The organism is Nocardiopsis sp. NPDC006832 (assembly GCF_040635885.1).
Taxonomy (GTDB): Bacteria; Actinomycetota; Actinomycetes; order Streptosporangiales; family Streptosporangiaceae; genus Nocardiopsis.
On record NZ_JBEYLC010000011.1, the window covers coordinates 64,948 to 81,617 of the forward strand.

Genomic DNA, 16,670 nt, shown 5'->3' on the forward strand with positions numbered 1-16,670 from the left:
CCTGCCACGGGAGTGAAGTCACGTTTCCCACACCGATTCGGGCGACAATCGCAGAATCCGATACTTGGAGGAGCCGCAATGCGCGCGGAAGCCGATGAGACGACCGCCCGTTCCGGGACAGCGGGTACCAACCTCGCGCTGGCGACGGCGGCGTTCGCCCTGACGTTCTGGGCCTGGAACCTGATCGGCCCGCTGTCGCGGACCTACAGCGAGGAGCTGGGACTCTCGCCGACCCAGACGTCGATCCTGGTCGCCTTCCCCGTGCTGGTGGGTTCGCTCGGGCGTATCCCGGTCGGCACCCTGACCGACCGCTACGGCGGTCGGCTGATGTTCACGATCCTCTGTTTCCTGAGCATCGTTCCGACGTTCCTCGTCGGGCTCTCCTCCCACTCCTACGGCATGCTGTTGGTGTGGGGATTCTTCCTCGGTATCGCGGGAACCTCGTTCGCGGCCGGCATCCCGTTCGTCAACGCCTGGTACCGGCCGAACCGGCGCGGGTTCGCCACCGGTGTGTTCGGGGCGGGCATGGGTGGCACGGCGCTGTCCGCCTTCCTGACGCCCCGCCTGGTGGAGGCCCTGGGGCTGTTCACCACCCACCTGCTGATGTGCGTGGCTCTCGCGGCCATGGGCGTCGTGATGTGGGTCTTCGTCCGTGACGCGCCGGAATGGCGACCGCAGACCGCGCCGGCGCTACCGCGCATGCGCGAGGCCCTGAGACTGAAGGCGACCTGGCAGGCGTCCGGCCTGTACGCACTGGTCTTCGGTGGTTTCGTGGCCTTCTCCACCTACCTGCCGACCCTGCTCACCACCGCCTACGACTACGCGCAGACCGACGCGGGCATGCGCACCGCCGGATTCGCGTTGGCGGCGGTGATCGCCCGTCCCGTCGGCGGCATTCTGTCGGACCGGATCGGCCCGGTGAAGGTCTGCCTGATCTCGTTCTTCGGCACCTGCGTGTTCGCCGTGGCGCTGGCCCTGCACCCGCCCGCGGAGTTCCCGGCCGGGTTCACGTTCGTGCTGATCGCCGTGTCGTTGGGGCTGGGTACCGGTTCGGTGTTCGCCCTGGTCGCCAAACTGGTGGAGCCCACCCGGGTGGGCACGGTCACCGGCCTGGTCGGCGCGGCCGGCGGGCTGGGAGGTTACTTCCCGCCATTGCTCATGGGCGTGGTCTTCCAGGCCACCGGCGCCTACACGCTGGGTTTCGTCCTCCTGGCCGTGGTCGCGCTCCTGGTCGCCCTGTACACCACACGCGCCTTTCGCGACGTGTCTTGACGGGCCCCGCGTCATCGGGGCGGGTTCAGATCCCGGTGAGGTCGCGGGCACGGACCAGGACCGCCGAACGGTTGCCGACCTTGACCCGTTCCAGCGCGCGCACGCCCTCGGGCAACCGCACCCGGCGCGTGCGCGCGGTCAGCACGACCACGGAGCGTTCCGGCAGTACCCGCCCCATCGAGGAGAGCAGCCCGTGGACCGGGTCCTGCGGGATGTCGCCCTCCCACCGGGTCATCTCGCCGTAGGGGACGTCGGTGACCACGAGGTCGGCGTCCACCGGCTCGGTGAGGGTGAACACGTCGGCCACGGCCGACTCGTGCGGGAGGTCGCCTCCGGTGACGGCCAGTCCCGCGGCGAGGTCGCGGGCGGCCTCGGCGCGTTCCACGTAGGCGACACGGCCGAAGTCGAGGGCCGAACGGCGTAGCTCGCGCTCGCGTTCGGCCATCCCTTCGGCGGTGAGGAGTTCGAGATTGCGCGCGGCGATGGCGACGGCGTCGGGGTCCACGTCCGAGGCTCGTACGTGGACCAGCAGGTCGCGGTGGAGTAGGCCCAGGACCGTGACCAGGTAACCGCTGCCACAGCAGGGGTCCCACAGGCGGGCCCGCTCGTGGCCGAGGTGCACCATGGCGCGTTGGAGGAGTTCGCTGGCCAATCGGACGGGGAAGCCGGGGAACCCCGGCGCCGACCGCAGAACCTGTCCACTCGCCAGCGCGGAGTGGTCCGTACGCTCGATGGCGTACCGGTAACTCACAAACGTCCCCCGTCCAGACGACAACGTCCCCACAACGCCGAAGGCCCGGTGTCTGAGGGACACCGGGCCTTCGATGATGCGGTCCTGACGGGATTTGAACCCGCGGCCTCCACCTTGACAGGGTGGCGAGCACTCCTAACTGCTCCACAGGACCTCGTTGCGTTCACAACTCTAGCGCGACTTCGGAGTACTTCGTACCGCCGTCGCCCTAAAGTGGTTCGAAAGTACCCGCGACCGACGAGAGGACCTTGCGTGAGCGAGCAGTCCGCCCCGCTTCCCACCGGCCCCGACTCCACGCGGGTGGACCGTTGGCTGTGGGCGGTGCGCCTCACCAAGACCCGCTCCGATTCGGCGCAGGCCTGCCGTGGCGGGCATGTTCGTGTCAACGACCGACCGGCCAAACCGGCCACGACGGTAAAGGCGGGCGACCAGGTGCGCGTACGACTGAACGGCGTCACCCGGATCGTCGATGTGACGCACGTCATCGTCAAGAGGGTCGGGGCGTCCGTCGCGGTCCGCTGCTACGAGGACCGCACCCCGGCCCCACCGCCGGAGGCCCGAGGGCCGGTGATCCGGCGCGATCGCGGCGCCGGTCGGCCCACCAAGAAGGACCGTCGCATGCTGGATCGGTTGCGGTCCGACTTCCCCCCGCCCGCCTGAGCCCTCAGGAGCCCCCTTGTCCGGTATCTCCCCCGCCCTCTTGGCGTCCGGGCGCGACGCCGCCCTGCCCCGCGCCCTCACCCTGGTCCGTTCTCTCCGTTGAGCCAGGGGAGCGGGTGTTCGGCGAGGAAGTCGCGGACGGCGTCGGTCGCCTTGGGCGCCGCCTCGTGCAGGTAGCCGTGGCGGACGCCGGGCAGGACCAGCAGCCGGGCGTTCGGGACGCGTTCGGCGAGCAGTTCGGCGTTGGCCACGGGGGTGAGCTCGTCGTCCTCACCGTGCATCACCAGTGTGGGCGCTTGGACGCGCGGCAACAGCTCCCAGCCGTCGTGCCTCATGCTCGCCTCGTAGTGGCGGCGCTGGGCGCGCAGCGGGTTGCGCGGCACGATCCGGGACACCGTCTCGGGGTTCGCGTCGGCCCACGAGGGTGAGTAGAACAGGTGCGCGATGAGGCCACGCCCCTCCTCGGTGTTGGCCTTGCGCAGGGCGATCGACGCGTGGTGCGGGCGCTCGACCTCGTTGCTCCCACCCGGCGCGGTGGCGCCCAGGACCAGCGCACCGACCCGGTCGGGCGCGATCGCGGCGAGTGTCTGGGCGACCTTGCCGCCCATGGAGAAGCCGTAGACGTGGGCGCGCTCCACCCCTTCCCCGTCCAGGACGGCCAAGGCGTCGTGGACCAACAGCTCCATGCTGTAGGGGCGGTCGAGGGGAACGTCGCTGCCGCCGCTGCCGCGCATGTCCATCAGGATCACCCGGTGACGCTCGGCCAGATCGGCGTACACCCCCTCCCACATGGTGTGGTCGAGGGACTGTCCGTGGATGAGTAGCAGCGGCTCACCCGATCCGTGGACGTCGTACCGAATGCGGGTTCCGTCAGCGGCGGTCGCGTGGTTCACGCCAACGGACACTACCCGACAAAGCACGCCTCACGAGCGGCGTGGGGACCGAGAGACCACGTGGTCCTCGTGCCAGGAACGGTAGGCCGCCCAGCCGAGTACCGCACTGGCCACCAGCATGACGAACACTCCGGACGCCGGCGCCACATCCTCCCCCGGAACGCCCGCCCAGAACCAGGCCACGAAGGACAGGAACGGGACCAGGCCGCACAGCACCATCAGCGTCACGAGCCGGAAGCCGTTCTGCTCGAAGTGACATCCCACCGCGAACCCGATCTGGAGCAGGAGGAGGGCGAGACTCAGGAAGAAGAGGCCGTGCCCCTCGGCGAGCGCTCCCCACAGCACGTCCCAGCCCGTCGCGTAGCCGGACGGATCCAGCGCGCCCACTCCTGCGTCGTTGTAGACGCGGAACCCCCCTCCCTCACGGATCCAGGGCAGGGCCGGAGACAGGAACAGGGCGACGGTGCCACCGAGGAGCGCGGCGGCCGTCGTCCGATCCGACGGGGCGTCACCGTTCAGCCTCTGCAAACGCATCTCCAAGCGGTTGACCCGAACGCGCAGGCGCTCGGTCTCGCTCGGCTGATCCTGGCCGTTGGATCTCACGGAGGGGTCTCCTCGACTCGTCGGAAATGGTCCGTCCACGATCTCGTGTCCGGTGACCGCGAACCAAACCACCCCGGACGAGCATCTCCCCGGATCCCACCATCGGGAGAGGAGCGCGAATGCACACACCCGTCATCGCCGCCGACTCCGACCAGGGGCCTCGGGAACACCAACAGGACGCGTACGCGCACCAGGTAGCCGACGCCTCCGGCGGCTGGCGCGCGTCCCTGGCCGACGGCTTCGGCGAACACCCTCGCACCCGTGAGGCCGCCGTACTCGCCGCCGTCACCGCCATAGAGGCCGGCGGCGAGGCACTGGACGCCGTTCTCGCCGCCACGAGTGCGATCTCCGACGCCCATCCCGGAGCCGACTGTGTGATGGTGCACGCGCGCCAGGACGCCCCCGACGACCCCATCGACGTCGCCTGGGTCGGCGACTGCAGACTCTGGACCTGGTCCCCCGGCGACGGGTTGCGCCGGCACACCCACGACCACACCTTCGGGCAGCGGTTGCGGGACCGGTGGGTGGCGGACGACCTGGCGCGGGCCGGCGACAACGCGCTCACCACCTCGGTCGCCACCGCGGCCCTCGCCGACATCGGCACCGCGACCGCTCCCCCCGCGAAACTGGTGCTGTTCACCACCGACGGGGTCCACGACTACGTCGACGAACTCCTGCTGGCCGAACTGGTCACCGACCACGCGCACACCCCGGACGTCCTGGCCCAGGTGTTGGTGGACGCCGCCCGGGAGGCCGAGAGCGGCGACAACGCCACCGCTATGGTCATCCGGCTGCCGCTCCCGGAGTCGCCCTACCTGTCCCGACAAGAGGTGCTGCTGGACGGCCTGGCCCACGTCGACGGGTTCGACGACGACCAACCCATCCTGCGCCGGCTCGCCGAGGACCGCGCCGTGGGTATCGCCTGCGACCGGTTCCTGCTGCGCGACGGCACCACCTACTGGTGCACGAAGGACTCCGACCACACCGACCACCACGTCAGCTGGCACGGAGTCACCTGGAGCTAGTCGTCCGGCTTCGCGAGGGCCGCGCCCGTTCCGACCAGCAGACAGGCCAGGAAGGCCACCACCGCGCCCGGCCCGGTGACGATCGAGCTCTCGGAGTCGGTCGGCCAGAGGATCAGCAGCAGGAACGGCGTCGGGAACGCGCACACCTGAACGACGACGTGGAGGCGTCCGTCATCCATGACCAACGCGTACAGGGTCAGCGCCAGGATCAGCACGACCGCGACGAAGACGGCGAGGATCGCCCTGGTGTCGGTGATGGCGGCCCCGAACATCTCCCATCCGGTCATCAGGCCCCGGGGCTCCAGCCGCAAGGGAAGATCCTCAGAACCCAGGGTCGGTGAAACGTCGAACCCGGACCCGTCCTTGCGCGGACCGCGCAGCCACGGCAACGCGAGCGAAACGAACAGCACCACGGCACCGACCGCCATGGCGACCGTGCCCAAGCGGAGTCTGCGTTCGTCCGCGTCGAGCCGCCACGTCAGTCGTTCCAGCCGATCCAGCCGCTCGCGGAGCTCCCGGAGTTCGTCGGAGCCTTCCCGTTTCGCCATGGGACCTCCCGTAGGTCAAGGGTCTTCGATCAGGAGATCCCCCTTCGACCCGTTCGGTTCTCGGACCTGGCCTTCCGACATCACGATTCCCAGCGCTCGCCGGTGATCCGCTCGTAGACCTCGATGTACCGGGCCCGGGTCGCTTCCACGATCTCATCCGGGATCTCAGGGCCGGGCGGCGTGCGATCCCAATCGGTCACCGTGCTCGACCAGTCCCGCACGAACTGCTTGTCGAAAGCGTGCTGGGGCCCGCCCGGCGCCCAGTCGTCAGCGGGCCAGAACCGCGAGGAGTCGGAGGTCAGCACCTCGTCGGCGAGCACGAGGGTGCCGTCCGCCGCGCGGCCGAACTCCAGCTTGGTGTCGGCGATGATGATGCCGCGCTCGGCGGCGATCTCGGCGCCACGCTCGTACACGTCCAGGGTCACCGTGCGCAGGCGGTCGGCGGTCTCCTGGCCGATCTCCTCGACGACGTCCGCGAACGTGATGAACTCGTCGTGTCCTTCGGTCGCCTTGGTCGTGGGGGTGAAGATCGGCTCGGGGAGCTTGGACGCCTCCACCAGGCCCTCGGGGAGTTCGATCCCGGAGACGGTGCCCTGCTTCTCGTACTCCTTCAGTCCCAGACCGGCGAGGTAGCCGCGGGCGATCCACTCCACCGGCAGCATGGTGAGCTTTTGGCAGCGCACGGCACGGCCGGCCCATTCCTCGGGCACGTCGGTGGCGGAGACGACGTGGTTGGGCACCAGGTCGGCGAGCTGCTCGAACCACCACAACGACAACTGCGTGAGGATCTTGCCCTTGTCGGGGACGGGGGTGGGCAGCACGACGTCGTAGACGCTCACGCGGTCCGAGGCCACCAGGATGAGGTCGTCACCATCGGCGTAGACGTCTCGCACCTTGCCCGAGTGCAGCAGTTCCATGTCGCTCCTACCTGGAGATCTCGTAGTCGTAGGTGGTCCAACGGCGGGCGACGGAGACGGACCGGCCGAACTCGATCACGTCGCCCTCGGCGTCGAGCACCCAGTTCTGTTTGCGCAGTACCGGGGAGCCCTGCGGGATGTTCAGCGCCGCGGAGTCCTCTTGCGAGGCGACATCGGCACGGAGTTGGTCCTTGCCGGCGGCGGGGGCGAGCCCCGTGGTCTCCTCCACGTACTTGGGGGTTCCCTGGGCCAGCCGTTCCACCTCCAGCAGCAGTGGAGCCTTGGCCGCCAGCTCGCCCTTGAACCAGGACGTACTGACCGAAGAGGGCACGTCGTCTCGGAAGGCGACCCTCCGGCGCCGGATGACGTTGGTTCCCACCGGAACGCCCAGGGCGTCCGCGATCGCTTCAGGGGCCGGCACCAGCTCGGCCGCGTGGATCTCGGCCCGCTCGTGGTCCGCGTAGATCCTGCCCTGGAGGCTGTGCACCACCCGGTCCCGGGCGCTGGCCGCCGCCTGGTCACGGGTGACGATGGTCCCCCGGCCGGGTTCGCCCCGAACCAGACCTTCGGCCTTGAGCACCCCGACGACCTTCGTCGCGGTGGCGAGCGAGATCTTCCACTTGGCGCTGATGGTGCGCACCGAGTCGATCTTCTCCCCGTCGGGGAGGGCACCGGACTCGATCTCGGCCCTGATGTGCTCGGCGACCTGCAAGTAGGGCGGATCGGTGCGTTGAACCTGAGGGGACACGGCCGGCTCCTTGATGGCGAACACGGCAAGCGTACTAGAACGCTAACGTTCGCGATCTAGGACGCCCGAAAGACGATCGATCCTCGCTCAACGCCAAAAAAGCCCGGAGCCAAAGGGCTTCCGGGCTTTGATGCTGGTCGTGATGTGTGGCTAGGGGCGGGGTCGAACCGCCGACCTTCCGCTTTTCAGGCGGACGCTCGTACCAACTGAGCTACCTAGCCGCGGCGCCGATCGGCGACGCTTGCGGTCCTGACGGGATTTGAACCCGCGGCCTCCACCTTGACAGGGTGGCGAGCACTCCTAACTGCTCCACAGGACCTTGTTCAGTTGTCACACCGAGCTGATCGGGCCCGGTGTCTCGCTGCGGTTTCCATTCTGCCAGACGCCCGGCAGTGGTCTGACCGCTTCGTACCCCCAACGGGATTCGAACCCGCGCTACCGCCTTGAAAGGGCGGCGTCCTGGGCCGCTAGACGATGGGGGCCCGTGTAGACGTCCCAAGCATAGGGGAGAATTCCACCAACGCCAAAATGAATGTCCGAGCCGGTCCGGGCCCACATCGCTCAGGGCTTCCGGGTCAGGGCGTGGGTTCCTCTTCCTCTTCCTCCTCGGTCTCGGGCTCATCACCGACGACCCGGTCGGGGTCCTCCTCGATGTGCCGCTCGACCTGCGCGGAAGTGAGTCCGACACCGCCGAGGTCGATGTCGTCGCGCGCCTGGAGGCGGCCGGTCTCGGCGTCGAAGTACAGCACGGACGCCTGGTAGGGCGTGGGCCGGTCCGTGCCGTGATCGAGCCCACTCAACCCGGCACCACCCGTCGAACCCTGGACCAGGAACCTGGTGCCCTCCTGTGTGAGCTCGGTGGACCGCATGTGCTCGTTGCCCGCCAGGGCGAGGGGCACCACCCCGTCGAACGGCCGCGCTTGGACCTGGGTGTGCAGGACCGCGACGTCGACGTCGGTGTCGCCGCCCTCGACCGAGGCCGCCTGCTTCTCCCCGAGCTCCCTCACGTCGGCGTCGTCGGGGTTGAGCCGGGTGGCGTCCGGAACGAACCTGGGGTCGCCGGCGCCGAAGAAGGTGAGTCCGCCGACCTCCTCGGTGTCCCCGTCCAGGACCACCGCGTTGGGCTGGGCCTCCACCGCCCGCTGGGTGCCCACCGAGTCGTGCTGGCCGCGCACCCACACGTAGGGCACGTCGAGCCTGCCGATCTCGTCGGCGAAGACGTCCTCCGCCGCGCTCCCGCGTTCGGTGAGGTCGCCGGAGTCCACGATCACGTCCACCCCGTACTGCTCCCGCAGGGTGCCGATGATGCTCCACGAGGCCGGGTTCAGCTGGATGTCGGACACGTGCAGCACCCGGATGACCGATTCGTCCTCCTCATAGACCGGCAGTGACGAGGTGGCCTGGTAGATCATCGCCACGTTGCCGACGAGTCCGGCGAGCTGTTCCTGGTACTCGGTGAACTGCCCGACGACGTCGTCGACGCTGCCGACCACGGCCGGGGCCTCCCCGATGAGGCCCGTGAATCGCGGTTGGACGATGGCGCTGGGGTTGAACGTCAGAGCCGCCACGCCCCCGAGCCCCGCCAGGACGACGACGGAGGTCACGGTGCTCGCCAGGGCCCGCCAGGCGTTACGGAACAGCAGCAACCCCATCAAGGCCGCGCCGAGGGCCGCCGCGAGGAGCGAGCGCAACACCAGGGCGGTCACGCCGCTGGTGAGGTCGGCTCCGATGCCCGCGGCCATCCTGTCGATGGCCTCCGGGTCGGTGAACATCTCCTGGGCCGCGGAGCTGCGGATCTCGGTGATGGCCGCCTCGATCCGCAGCGGAGCGGCGTGGGTGTCGAAGGCCAACTGCCCGAGGGGGGCGACGTTGACCACCGTCTCCCCGTGCCACTGGGGGCTCAGCGAGAACGTGACGTCCGCGGGGCCGATGGGGGTGACCACCTGTCCGCCCAGCGCCAGGCCGAGCCAACCGCCGAGGAGGCCCGCCACGACGACGCAGCCCCAGCGCCACAGACGCCCGGTGCGCCATCGCGCGAAGGCGGCGCGTGAACGTCCGAGGCTCGCACGGGAGCGGTCGAGGGCACCACGGAGGTCGAATGCGCGGATCTGTGACAACACACCCCCATCATGCCGTCGTCACGGGCCGTTCCCAATGCTTCATCCCGACCAGAGTGTTATGTCTCTTCCTCGCGGCCACCCGAAGGCGCCACAATGACGTGTGTGGTTGAACTGACGCGCAGGGACTTCGAGGAACTGGTGGCCGACGCCCTGGACCAGATCCCGCCCGAGCTCTCCCGACTGATGGACAACGTGGTCATCACGGTCGAGGACGAGTCTCCGGAGGGGCTGCTCGGGTTGTACGAGGGGATCCCGCTCACCGAGCGGGGCGACTCCTACTTCGGGGTGTTGCCGGATCAGATCTTCATCTACCGACGCAACATCTGCGCGATCGCCGAGACACCGGACGAGGTGGTCCACGAGGTGCTGGTGACCGTGGTCCACGAGATCGCGCACCACTTCGGCATCGACGACTCGCGTCTGACCGACCTCGGCTGGGGGTGATCGGTCGGGGGTGATCGGTCGGCGCTACGTCGGAACGCCGTTCCAGGGGGACCACAGACCGTCGACGGAAAGGCCCCCGGGAAAACTCCACTCGCCTCCGAATCGGCGTTCCAGCGCACCCTTTCCCACCCCATTTCACATGGAGCGACCTGGGAGAACAATCCGCGCGTAGACTCGCCGGCACATCGCCGAATCCCATTCGGTGGCATTACCCGGAGCAACGAATCAGATACGAATTTCCCCGAACGACTTGCCAGGCCGCCCACCATCCGGAACCGTTGGTCATTGGGACACGACACAGCGTGATTTCAACCCTGTAACAGTAGGGAGTGCCCCGTGGGCAATCCGAGCATCGACGATGCCCCCGACAACGAGGACCACGAGTCCTCGGCGGCTCAGGAAGCCCGGGAAGACGACTGGCGGAGCAGTTACCGCGACGTCATGGCCATCGGTGAGTTCCGCTCCATGTGGCTCGCCCATGCCCTGTCCGTGGTCGGCACCAACCTGCTGAACATCGCCACCTCGCTGCTGGTCTACCACGTGACCGAGTCCGCGTTCGCGGCCGGAATCACCCTCGCGCTGAACTTCCTGCCACCGCTGATCGGCGGCCCGCTGCTGTCCGGACTCGCCGACATCCTGCCCCGTCGCCGGGTGATGATCGCCTGCGACGTCCTCAGGGCGGCGGTCATCGTCCTCATCGGTGTCCCGGGCATGCCGGTCTGGGCGATCTGGGCACTGATGTTCTTCGTGGTGCTGCCGGGGATCCCCTTCGCCGCCGCACGCGCAGCGCTGCTCACCCAGATCATCCAGGGCGAGCGCTACGTCGCCAGCACCACGATCATCCAGCTGACCGCCCAGCTCGGTATGCTCCTCGGCCTCATCGCGGGCGGCGTGATCGTCTCGTTCATCGGCCCCAACATCACCGTGATGGGCACCGGCCTGTTGTTCGCGCTGTCCGCGCTCATCGTGCTGTTCGGCGTCCGGGCCCGTTCCCTGCCCGAACCGGAGGGGGACGCCGGTGGCGCGGAGGCGCCCAAGCGTCCCGGCCTGCTGTCGATGTTCAGGGACGGCGCGAAGCTGGTCTTCACCGACGCCAAGTTGCGCACACTCGTCCTGCTCGCCTGGCTCGCCGGACTGTACGGAATCCCCTACGGTCTGGCCACACCCATGGCCGACGAGGCGGGTGCCGGCGCGACGGCGACCGGGTTCATCATGGCCGGCGCGTCGATCGGCGCCCTGTTCGGTGGTCTGATCCTCACCCGTCTGGTGCCACCACCGACGCGGATGAGGCTGCTCGGACCGCTCGCCGTATTGACGTCGGTGCCGCTACTGCTGTGGTTCTTCGAGGCGCCACTGTGGCTGATGGTGGTCGCCCTGGCCGTGTGCGGAGCGGCGGGTTCCTACCAGTTCGTCGCCAACGCCGCGTTCGTGCTGTGCGTGCCGCAGGAGGGGCGCGCACAGGCGTTCGGGCTCGCCGCCTCCGGACTTCAGGTGGTCCAGGGGATCGGCATCCTGCTCGCCAGCTACTTCGTGGAGTCCTTCGGCACCGGTCCGGTCATCGCCTGGGCGGGTGTGCTCGGTGTTCTGAGCGCCGCGGTCCTGGCGGCCCGGTGGTCCCGGATGGCCGGGCAGACGATCGCCCGCATGGAGGCGACCGAGTCGGAACGCTCCCCCTAGGAGGAGCGCCCGCCTCCGTCGTCCCCGGCCGTGTCGATCACTGTTCCCCCGAACCGTGGTCCGAGGCGTGGTCACGAACCTCCTCGGTCTCGTGCTCCTCGCGCGGGCACCGGGGGTCCCTCCGGTGCCAGTCCGGGTGTGCCCTCAAGGTCCACATCATCAGTTCTGGCTCTCCTTTCCCTGGAAGTTACGGACGATCTGCTCCAGCAGCGAACGCTGCTCGCTCTGCGACGGCATGATCAGCCAGGCCACGATGTAGACGAACACACCGCTGAAGCCGAGCAGGGTGAAGACGGCGAAGAGGACGCGGATCAGGGTGGAGTCGATCCCCGTGTAGGCGGCGATACCGCCACAGACGCCGGTCAGGAAACGGTCGGATTCGCTGCGTTGGAGTCGCTTGCTCCCGAAGTTCTCGCTCATGGTTCCAGCGTGCCCGTTCCTTGCGACAGTTCCCATCGGGGACAGCCCTGGGCGTCCCCTGACTTCCACCCCCGGCCCTCAGGGGGAGGGTCCTCACCGGAGCGAAAACCCCATAAATGGGACGAAACGTGACGCAAAGGCGTTCCATGACTTGAGCCACACCCCCGGAAAAGAGGGGGCCGGGATCAGTCCGTCGGCCCGAAGGCCTCGCCCAGGTTCACGAACGCCTTCCGGAACAGGTCGCGCGCCGCCTCGATGTCCCCGGCGTCCCCGTAGGGGACCCGCTTCACGGTGTGCCGGGTGACGGACATGGCCGCGCCGGCGATCACCTGGGAACGGAAGTCGTCCTCGGGCGCCCCGGTGCGCTGGGCGACCGCGGTGGCCAGCCCCTGTTCGGCGCTATGGAGGCGACCGAGGAAGACGGGCAGCAGTTGGGGCTCCCGGTCCAGGAGTTCCTTGCGCTGGGTCGCCTCGGCCCGGTGGGCGGCGAGGCCGCCGGGGCCGGCCAGGGAGTTGATGAGGAGGTGGACGAGGTCCTCGGAGAAGTCGCCCGTGGGGCCGCCCGCGATGAACTCCTCCCGGTCCGCCTCGTCCGGGCTGATGGGGGCGTCGCCGATGAGGGCGTCCTCTTTGGTGGCGAAGTAGTTGAAGAAGGTACGGGCGGAGACGTCGGCCGCGGCCGCGATCTCCTCGACCGTCACCTTCTCCAGTCCGCGCTCCAGGGTGAGCCGGACCGCGGCGCCCTGGAGGGCACGCCTCGTGGCCTGCTTCTTTCGCTCCCGCAGCCCCATCGGACCTCCTTGCACACTGCTGATTTTTTCAGGACGCGCAAATATTCTCAACGTGTATTTTTTCACTCGGTCCGACACACGTCGATGAACGTACACGACCCCGCCACCACCCCACCGTCACCGACGCCGACGTGGTCCACCCTGATCGCCCTGGACCGGGCGATCCACGTCGACGAGGACGCCACCGTCCACGGCCGCGCCCACCCCGACGTCCCCTCCCTGGGCTCCGATCGAGGTCAGTCGTCCGACACGTCGAGCAGACCTCGGCGGAAGCCCGCGGCGACCGCGGCCGCGCGGTCGTTGACCCCGAGCTTGGCGTAGATGTGGAGCACGTGCGTCTTTACGGTGGCCTCGCTGACGAACAGGCGGGCCGCGGCCTCCCGGTTGGTGGACCCATCGGCGATGAGCCGGAGGATCTCCAACTCACGGTCGCTCAGGGACACCGAAGGCGAGCGGACCCGACCGACGAGTCGGGTCGCCACCGATGGGGAGAGGACCGTCTCCCCACGCGCGGCCGAACGGACGGCGCGGGTCAGTTCCTCGGGCAGCGCGTCCTTGAGGAGGTAGCCGGTGGCCCCGGCCTCGATGGCCGGGCCGACGTCGCCGTCGGTGGCATAGGTGGTCAGCACCAGCACACGGGACGGAACGCCCAGTCGGGCCAGTTCCCGGATGGCCTCGACACCGCTCGTGCCGGGCATGCGCAGGTCCATGAGGATCACGTCGGGCTCCAGCGACCGGGCCAGTTCGACCGCCCGCGCCCCGTCGGAGGCCTCTCCGACCACGTCGAACCCCGGGTCCGCGGCGAACATCCCCCGGATGCCATCGCGGACCACGGGATGGTCGTCGGTGATGAGAAGGCGGATGGGTCGGTCGGTCACCAGGGTTCTCCTTCGGAAGCGGCCGGAACGACCACGGAGATCGCCGTCCCGACACCGGATTCGGACTCGACCTCCAGGATCCCGGACAGGCCGGACACGCGCTGCCGCATGGACGTCAGACCGAACCCGCCGCGCGCGTGGTCGGACGCGCCGTCGAGACGCGGCGAAGGACACCGCTCGGGATCGAAGCCCACGCCGTCGTCGCGCACGTCCAAGGCGACCACGTCCTCCATGTACGACAGGGTCACCCCGACGCGTTCGGCGTCGGCGTGCTTGGCCACGTTGGCCAGTGCCTCCTGCACCATGCGGAGCAGGGCGGCCTCCACCTCGTCACGCAGGGGCCGGGTCTCCCCGGTGGCGGTGAAGTCCGCGCGCACCCCGTACAGGCGCGACCAGCGGGCGGTGAGGTCGGACAGGGCCTCGGGCAACGCCGCCGACTCCAGGGGCGCGGGGCCGAGCGCGTCCACGGACCTGCGCGCCTCCGTCAGGTTCTCGCGGGCCAGCCGCAGGGCGTTGTCGACGCGGGGCCGCCACTCCCCCGGTTCCCCCGCCCGCTCGGCGGACTGGAGCTGGGTGATGATCCCGACGAACCCTTGGGCGAGGGTGTCGTGGATCTCCCGGGCGATGCGTCGGCGTTCGTCGAGCACACCGGCCTCGCGCGCCTGGACCACCAGTTGAGCGTGCAGCCCCTCGTTCTCCCGGATGGTCTCGCGCAGTCGTCGCACCATCTGCTCGCGTTCGGCGCTGCGTTGCTCGGTGACCTCGCCCAGGTGGCTGAACACCACGACCATCACGACGATGGTCACCACGAACGACAGGCGCAGGAGGAGCGGGCCAGGGGCGAGGGTCAGGGGCCCGCCCATGTACGCGTCGACGGTCACCAGAGCGGTGGCGAGCACCCCCAGGTACCGCCAGGCGTCCTTGAGGAGCCACCAGGAGTACACGTAACCGATGAAGCCGAAGAACCCCGCGAACCAGACGCTGACCACACCGAGCACCGCGATCATCACGATCAGCGCGGCGACGAAGGCGGTCACCACACCCGGTCGGTCGACCCACCCGTGCCGGCGACCGCTCAGCATCCACACCAGCAGGGCGGCGAGCGCCACCAGAGCGAGTGTCCGCGGGCTCGGCCACCGTACGTCGCCGGTGGTGAACGCCAGCACCGTGGAGGCGGTCAACAGGGCGAACGGAGCGACGGCGATGAGCCGCCCCAACCGACGCTCCCGCAGGTCGAGATCGCGCTCCGAGGTGTTCTCCATGCTCACTCCCAGCGGAAGTACCTGGCCGCGAGGGCGCTGAGGACCACCGCGTACGCCGCCATGGTGATCAGGGGCAGCGGTTCGAGGGTCCCATTCGACCAGGCCGAGTGGAAACTCTCCCGCATCGCGCCCAACGGGGTGAACCGTCCGGCGACCGCCAACGGTTCCGGCATGTACTCGGGGGGCTGCATGAGGCCGGCGAGGTAGGTCATGGGGAAGAAGAGCAGCACGCCGAACCCGTTGGCCGACCGCCCGTTCGGGGCGAGCGCCGCGAGGAGCAGACCGATGGCGAAGGTCGACGCCACACCCAGGGCGAACGCCACGGTGAAGGCGGTGCCCGAGGGAGCGACCGCCCCCAGGAACCCCGTGCCCACCACCAGCAGGAGCACGACCGCCAGCACCGTGAGGACGAGCTGGAGCAGGATCTGCACGATGAGCAGGTTCCCCGGGCGCACCGGGGTGACCGAGAGCCGGCGCAGGATCCCGTGTTCGCGGTAGGTGGCCAGGGTGGTGGGCAGCAGGTACACGCCCACCATGGCGATCGCCATGGTGACCGCCATCGGCAGCAGGACCGTGTCCCCCTCGGTGATGGAACCGCCGAACGCCAACAGGATGAACAGGGGGATGAGCAGGCTGAACACGGCGCCGGGTTCGCGGACCAACAGCTTGGTCTCGACGGTGGTGAGCTTGGTGAGGCTCTTCATGATCCGTCCCCGTTCTCCGCGTTCTCCGCGACGCGGAAGGAGTGCCCGGTCAGGGCGATGAAGGCGTCGTCGAGGCTGCGGCCGTCGATGCGCAGATCGGCGACGAGGAAGCGTTCGCGGGCCAGGGTGGCGGTGACCTCGGTGGCGAAGTCGCCGCGGCCCACCAGTTCGACCCGGTCACCGGAACGGGAGACCGAGCCCACCCCCGGCAGGTTCCCGAGCAGGGCCTCCGGTTCCGAGGCCCGTGAAGCTCCCACGTCCATCAGCCGGAACCCCATCCGGTACTCGGGGTCGACCCCCTCGATCAGCCCCGCGAGGGTGTCGAGGGCGACGACGCGGCCACGGTCGAAGACCGCCACCCGGTCGCACAGTTCCTCCACCTCGTCCATGAAGTGGCTGACGAGTACGACCGTCACCCCCTCGGCACGCACCCGTTTGACCAGCTCCCAGGTGGTGCGGCGGGCCTGCGGGTCGAGTCCGGTGGTGAGTTCGTCCAGGAACGCGACCTCGGGGTCACCGACCAACGCCAGGGCGATGAACAAGCGCTGCTTCTGGCCACCGGAGAGTCTGCCGAAGCGTGTGTGGCGCTGCTCGACGAGTCCCCACCGTTCCAGCAGCTCCCGCCAGTCCCTGGGGCGGGAGTAGAAGGAGGCGTACAGATCCAGCGCCTCCCACACCTTGATGGTCTCCGGGAGTCGAGTGTGCTGCAGCTGCACACCGATGCGTTCGCGCAGCTCCCGACTCTGTTCGAAGGGGTCGGATCCGAGCAGCCGGATCGTGCCGGAGTCGGGGCGGCGCAGGCCTTCCACACACTCCACGGCGGTGGTCTTGCCCGCGCCGTTGGGGCCGAGGATCCCGAACACCTCTCCTTCCTCCACGGAGAAGGAGACCCGGTCCAGGACCACGTGATCGTCGTACTTCTTGACGAGTTCGTCGACTTCGATGACTGCCATGCCC

The 16,670-nt window shown here is 69.0% G+C and carries 19 protein-coding genes and 4 tRNA genes; 5 read left to right on the forward strand and 18 right to left on the reverse strand.

Translation table 11 applies throughout. The features are described from left to right. Positions 1–78 precede the first annotated feature (78 nt). Entirely contained in the window at positions 79–1,272 is a 1,194-nt protein-coding gene (locus ABZ717_RS08070) for an MFS transporter (protein WP_358507167.1), read from the forward strand. A gap of 25 nt (positions 1,273–1,297) precedes the next feature. On the opposite strand, the gene ABZ717_RS08075 is transcribed toward ABZ717_RS08070, so the two are convergent. Further along, on the reverse strand, positions 1,298–2,023 hold the full coding sequence (locus tag ABZ717_RS08075) for an rRNA methyltransferase (RefSeq protein WP_358507169.1): 726 nt from the start codon (positions 2,021–2,023) through the stop codon (positions 1,298–1,300). 79 nt (positions 2,024–2,102) lie between these two features. Continuing rightward, positions 2,103–2,177, reverse strand: a tRNA-Asp gene (locus tag ABZ717_RS08080). 98 nt (positions 2,178–2,275) lie between these two features. Between ABZ717_RS08080 and ABZ717_RS08085 the strand changes: the two genes are divergently transcribed. Continuing rightward, positions 2,276–2,683 carry an RNA-binding S4 domain-containing protein gene (locus ABZ717_RS08085; RefSeq protein ID WP_358507171.1) on the forward strand — a complete coding sequence of 136 codons (408 nt, stop codon included), beginning with the start codon at positions 2,276–2,278 and terminating at the stop codon, positions 2,681–2,683. Between the two features lie 77 nt (positions 2,684–2,760). Here ABZ717_RS08085 and ABZ717_RS08090 read toward each other — a convergent pair whose 3' ends face one another. Then, positions 2,761–3,576 carry an alpha/beta hydrolase gene (locus ABZ717_RS08090; RefSeq protein WP_358507172.1) on the reverse strand — a complete coding sequence of 272 codons (816 nt, stop codon included), beginning with the start codon at positions 3,574–3,576 and terminating at the stop codon, positions 2,761–2,763. Positions 3,577–3,606: 30 nt separating this feature from the next. Then, the gene (locus tag ABZ717_RS08095; RefSeq protein WP_358507174.1) at positions 3,607–4,179 is read right to left on the reverse strand and encodes a hypothetical protein; all 573 of its coding nucleotides are present in this window, start codon (positions 4,177–4,179) and stop codon (positions 3,607–3,609) included. 119 nt (positions 4,180–4,298) lie between these two features. On the opposite strand from ABZ717_RS08095, the gene ABZ717_RS08100 reads away from it, so the two are divergent. Continuing rightward, a complete protein-coding gene (locus ABZ717_RS08100) occupies positions 4,299–5,204 on the forward strand; it encodes a phosphatase (RefSeq protein ID WP_358507176.1) in 906 nt (301 codons plus the stop codon). Here the strand turns inward: ABZ717_RS08100 and ABZ717_RS08105 are convergent. From ABZ717_RS08105 to ABZ717_RS08135, 7 genes are all read right to left on the reverse strand, one after another. Continuing rightward, positions 5,201–5,752 carry a hypothetical protein gene (locus ABZ717_RS08105; RefSeq protein ID WP_358507178.1) on the reverse strand — a complete coding sequence of 184 codons (552 nt, stop codon included), beginning with the start codon at positions 5,750–5,752 and terminating at the stop codon, positions 5,201–5,203. The genes ABZ717_RS08100 and ABZ717_RS08105 overlap by 4 nt on opposite strands. A gap of 80 nt (positions 5,753–5,832) precedes the next feature. Continuing rightward, the gene (locus ABZ717_RS08110) at positions 5,833–6,669 is read right to left on the reverse strand and encodes a phosphoribosylaminoimidazolesuccinocarboxamide synthase (RefSeq protein WP_358507179.1); all 837 of its coding nucleotides are present in this window, start codon (positions 6,667–6,669) and stop codon (positions 5,833–5,835) included. Positions 6,670–6,676: 7 nt separating this feature from the next. Continuing rightward, the gene (locus ABZ717_RS08115) at positions 6,677–7,417 is read right to left on the reverse strand and encodes a GntR family transcriptional regulator (protein ID WP_358507181.1); all 741 of its coding nucleotides are present in this window, start codon (positions 7,415–7,417) and stop codon (positions 6,677–6,679) included. Positions 7,418–7,564: 147 nt separating this feature from the next. Beyond that, positions 7,565–7,638 (reverse strand) — tRNA-Phe (locus tag ABZ717_RS08120). 23 nt (positions 7,639–7,661) lie between these two features. Further along, positions 7,662–7,736, reverse strand: a tRNA-Asp gene (locus ABZ717_RS08125). Positions 7,737–7,826: 90 nt separating this feature from the next. Continuing rightward, positions 7,827–7,899 (reverse strand) — tRNA-Glu (locus tag ABZ717_RS08130). A 93-nt stretch (positions 7,900–7,992) separates the two neighbouring features. Next, entirely contained in the window at positions 7,993–9,537 is a 1,545-nt protein-coding gene (locus tag ABZ717_RS08135; protein ID WP_358507182.1) for a metallophosphoesterase, read from the reverse strand. 93 nt (positions 9,538–9,630) lie between these two features. On the opposite strand from ABZ717_RS08135, the gene ABZ717_RS08140 reads away from it, so the two are divergent. Together ABZ717_RS08140 and ABZ717_RS08145 are read left to right on the forward strand one after the other, a co-directional pair. Then, positions 9,631–9,981 carry a metallopeptidase family protein gene (locus ABZ717_RS08140; protein WP_358507184.1) on the forward strand — a complete coding sequence of 117 codons (351 nt, stop codon included), beginning with the start codon at positions 9,631–9,633 and terminating at the stop codon, positions 9,979–9,981. Positions 9,982–10,317: 336 nt separating this feature from the next. Beyond that, on the forward strand, positions 10,318–11,658 hold the full coding sequence (locus ABZ717_RS08145) for an MFS transporter (protein ID WP_358507186.1): 1,341 nt from the start codon (positions 10,318–10,320) through the stop codon (positions 11,656–11,658). A gap of 37 nt (positions 11,659–11,695) precedes the next feature. Here ABZ717_RS08145 and ABZ717_RS08150 read toward each other — a convergent pair whose 3' ends face one another. The 7 genes from ABZ717_RS08150 to ABZ717_RS08180 form a co-directional block, all read right to left on the reverse strand. Further along, a complete protein-coding gene (locus tag ABZ717_RS08150; RefSeq protein ID WP_263363335.1) occupies positions 11,696–11,818 on the reverse strand; it encodes a hypothetical protein in 123 nt (40 codons plus the stop codon). Further along, entirely contained in the window at positions 11,818–12,078 is a 261-nt protein-coding gene (locus tag ABZ717_RS08155; protein ID WP_358507188.1) for a PspC domain-containing protein, read from the reverse strand. Before ABZ717_RS08155 ends, ABZ717_RS08150 begins: the two co-directional genes overlap by 1 nt. Positions 12,079–12,263: 185 nt before the next feature. Then, on the reverse strand, positions 12,264–12,869 hold the full coding sequence (locus ABZ717_RS08160) for a TetR family transcriptional regulator (RefSeq protein WP_358507190.1): 606 nt from the start codon (positions 12,867–12,869) through the stop codon (positions 12,264–12,266). 236 nt (positions 12,870–13,105) lie between these two features. Further along, positions 13,106–13,747: a response regulator transcription factor gene (locus ABZ717_RS08165; RefSeq protein ID WP_358507192.1), complete on the reverse strand. Its 642-nt coding sequence runs from the start codon at positions 13,745–13,747 to the stop codon at positions 13,106–13,108. Beyond that, a complete protein-coding gene (locus tag ABZ717_RS08170) occupies positions 13,744–15,009 on the reverse strand; it encodes a sensor histidine kinase (protein WP_358507194.1) in 1,266 nt (421 codons plus the stop codon). The genes ABZ717_RS08165 and ABZ717_RS08170 overlap by 4 nt, the downstream gene beginning before the upstream one ends. Before the next feature lie 2 nt (positions 15,010–15,011). After that, positions 15,012–15,713: an ABC transporter permease gene (locus tag ABZ717_RS08175; protein WP_358507195.1), complete on the reverse strand. Its 702-nt coding sequence runs from the start codon at positions 15,711–15,713 to the stop codon at positions 15,012–15,014. Then, positions 15,710–16,666, reverse strand: a complete 957-nt coding sequence (locus ABZ717_RS08180) for an ABC transporter ATP-binding protein (RefSeq protein ID WP_358507197.1) — start codon at positions 16,664–16,666, stop codon at positions 15,710–15,712. Before ABZ717_RS08180 ends, ABZ717_RS08175 begins: the two co-directional genes overlap by 4 nt. Between the last annotated feature and the right edge of the window lie 4 nt (positions 16,667–16,670).